This is a genomic window from Vibrio sp. OPT46 (genome assembly GCF_015163535.1).
GTDB classification, from domain to species: Bacteria; Pseudomonadota; Gammaproteobacteria; order Enterobacterales; family Vibrionaceae; genus Vibrio; species Vibrio alginolyticus.
The window spans coordinates 52590-55341 of sequence record NZ_JADDYG010000838.1 but is presented as its reverse complement, the minus strand read 5'-3'; the positions used below and the strand labels follow the sequence as shown (position 1 = coordinate 55341).

3 protein-coding genes are annotated in these 2752 nt (G+C 48.7%); all 3 read right to left on the bottom strand.

Features of this window, described 5'->3' with window-relative positions; genetic code table 11:
• A partial coding sequence (locus tag IQR33_RS29250; protein WP_193844277.1) for an aromatic amino acid ammonia-lyase occupies positions 1-748 on the bottom strand: 748 nt, incomplete at its 3' end.
• Entirely contained in the window at positions 732-2438 is a 1707-nt protein-coding gene (locus IQR33_RS29245) for a glycosyltransferase family 2 protein (RefSeq protein ID WP_193837660.1), read from the bottom strand. The genes IQR33_RS29250 and IQR33_RS29245, both read right to left, overlap by 17 nt.
• On the bottom strand, positions 2431-2742 hold the full coding sequence (locus IQR33_RS29240) for a 3-hydroxyacyl-ACP dehydratase (protein WP_228014216.1): 312 nt from the start codon (positions 2740-2742) through the stop codon (positions 2431-2433). The genes IQR33_RS29245 and IQR33_RS29240 overlap by 8 nt, the downstream gene beginning before the upstream one ends.
• Positions 2743-2752: the final 10 nt, after the last annotated feature.

Here is a 2752-nt window from a genome sequence, read left to right as displayed (position 1 = left end):
CCGCAAACAACGCTTCATCAAAGTGGAAGTCATTACCTTGCATACCCACAGAGACCATCGCGGTAATCTTGGTGCAAAGCTGAGCTAGGTATTCTGCGCGTTTGTAGGCAAGACAGGCGAGAGCAGTCATCACGGATGTACCGTTCATTAACGCCAAACCTTCTTTTGGTTTTAGGCGAATTGGCTCAATGCCCAGTTCTGAAAACACTTCTTGTGTTGATCGCACATCGCCTTTGTAAAGTACTTCACGCTCGCCAATCAAGGTCGCCGCTAGGTACGACAGAGGCGTTAAATCGCCACTTGCGCCCACCGAGCCTTCCTGTGGAATACGCGGCGCAATGTCGTGGTTGATAAGCGTAACGATTTGGTTCAACAGATCGTGAGACACGCCAGATACGCCTTGCGACAATGAACATAAACGTGTTGCTAGCACCGCACGAGCTTGCTCATGAGAAAGGATTTGACCTAAGCCACAACCATGGAAGCGTGTAAGGTGCAACGGAAGTTCATCCACAAGAGCGGGTGGAATCGCCACAGTACATGAATCGCCGTAACCCGTGGTCACGCCGTAAATAACGCCTTCTTCTTTCAGTAATCGTTCCAGAAACGCCACGCCACGATCAATTTTCGCGGTAAATTCTGGCGAGGTGTTCATGCTTGCTTTTGCACCTTGAGCAATGGCAACGACATCTTCGATGGTTAAAGATTGGGCACCAAAAGTGATGTTGTGATTATTGTTGTTTGTCATGTGGCTGATTACTTAAAGTCCAGAAGTTAAAAAAGTTGTACCACTGTAACGGCGCTTGCAGTGTGTGGTGTTCTAATCTGTGTGCGTACTGTTGAACAACGCGTTCTAGTGCCTGCTGACGCTCCTTGCGCGGTAGCGTGATTTGGTCACTAAAGTGTTCAAAGTACACATTAAAATGCGGAGTGTTTGCTTCATCGTCGCGTAGGCCGAAGAGTAGATAAACCGGCGCTTTTAATACCGAGGCCAGCATGAATGGGCCTTGCGGGAATGGGGCAGGTTTACCAAGAAAATCTGCCCAAACGACACGATTTTCTTTGCTGGTGGAAGTGCGATCGCCAACGATCACCACCCATTCGCCTTGCTCGATTTTTTGTTGAAGCAGAATCGCGGTGTCTGGTCCCATTGAGCTGACTTGAATCAAATTCAGTTCCGAGTTTGGGTTTACCGCCTTCATTACCGCATTAAATTGTTCAGCGTGTTGGGTAAATACCAAGGCGTTGATTTTGACATGAGAGTGTCGACGACCAAGCGCGCGGCAGAGTTCGATATTGCCAAGGTGCGAGCCTAATATGAGCACACCTTGTTTTTTCTGCGCCATCTCTTCGAAATGATGCTGGCCGTGAATGGTTAGGTTATCGACGTTAAAGTCACCTTGCCATGCTGCCAGTTTGTCGAGCATGGTACGCCCAAAGGAAAGCAGATGATGATAGCTGTCCAACTGCTTTGGCAGTGCGATGTTCTGCTGCGCTGCGTAGTGCTGTAAGTTGTTCAGGTAAACCTCAGACGCTTCACGGGCAGATTTACCCGTGAAGTGGTAGTAGCGCATGACTAGCTTTAAAATCAGGTCGAACGCTTTTCTACCGAACAAGCGGTAAACCGCGAGCAAGGTTTTGATGCCTAAAATCGTGCCTTGTTCTTTTCGTTTCGACCAGTGGGCATTGCTGTCGTCTGTGTGACTGTGCTTTCTGGCGAGTAGCGAAGGAATGCGCGGCAACATGCCAAAAAATAGGCGAGTGTGCATCCAGCTTATCTTGACGTTGTCCCACAATGCGTCGAAGTGGGAAATGCCACCTTCAGGGTAGATCACGCGCGTTGGAACAAAATCAATGTCGACGCCTTCCCAATACATTCGCACTAGAATTTCGATATCAAAATCCATGCGTTTGCCGATGCTGTACTTGTTCAACACGGCGACCGTTTTCGCCACTGGGTAGGCGCGAAAACCGCACATGCTGTCTTTGATAGACAGTGACAAGGTTTCTATCCACACCCAAACGTGTGTAGCGTAGCGACCATACAAACGGGATTTGGGTACGCTCTCGTCGTATATCGGTTGGCCCGAAATCAGGTTATCTGGTTTTGTTTCGCTGGCGCTGAGCAATTTCGGCAATGCTTCTAGGTCGTGCTGACCATCTGCGTCGATTTGAATGGTGTGCGTAAAACCAAGTTGGTGAGCTTGATGTAGGCCTGCCATCACAGCGCCACCTTTGCCTTGGTTTTCTCTCAAACTAATCAGTTTTATCAGCCCTTGCTCACTCAAAGCAGAAAGCGCTTGTTTGGTGTCTTCATTGCTGCCGTCGTCCACGACCAGCACTGGCAAAGCGAAAGAGGATAACGACGCAACCACGTCTGCAATTGTGCTGCCGTGGTTGTAGCAAGGAATTAAAAAGCAGGGGCGATAATCACTCACGTGACTCACCCAGTTTCATTTTGCCTGAAGAGTGAGTCACCAAGGTTTCACCGTTTTTCGATGTGTACTTAAAGGTCAATTTCTCGCGCTCATTGTCCCAAGAGAGTGAGAGGCAAACGTCGGCGTTTGGCAGAATCGGCTCTTGAAATTTGATGACTTCCATTCCTTTAAATACCTTGGGAGTATTCAAATGTTGAACGGCGTAGAACAGCGCCCAATCAATTTGAGTGACGCCGGGTAAAAGAGGGAAGTGATTGAAATGACCTTGGAAATCTAAGATGTCAGCATCCACTCGCAGCGACAGCTCTGTGGTG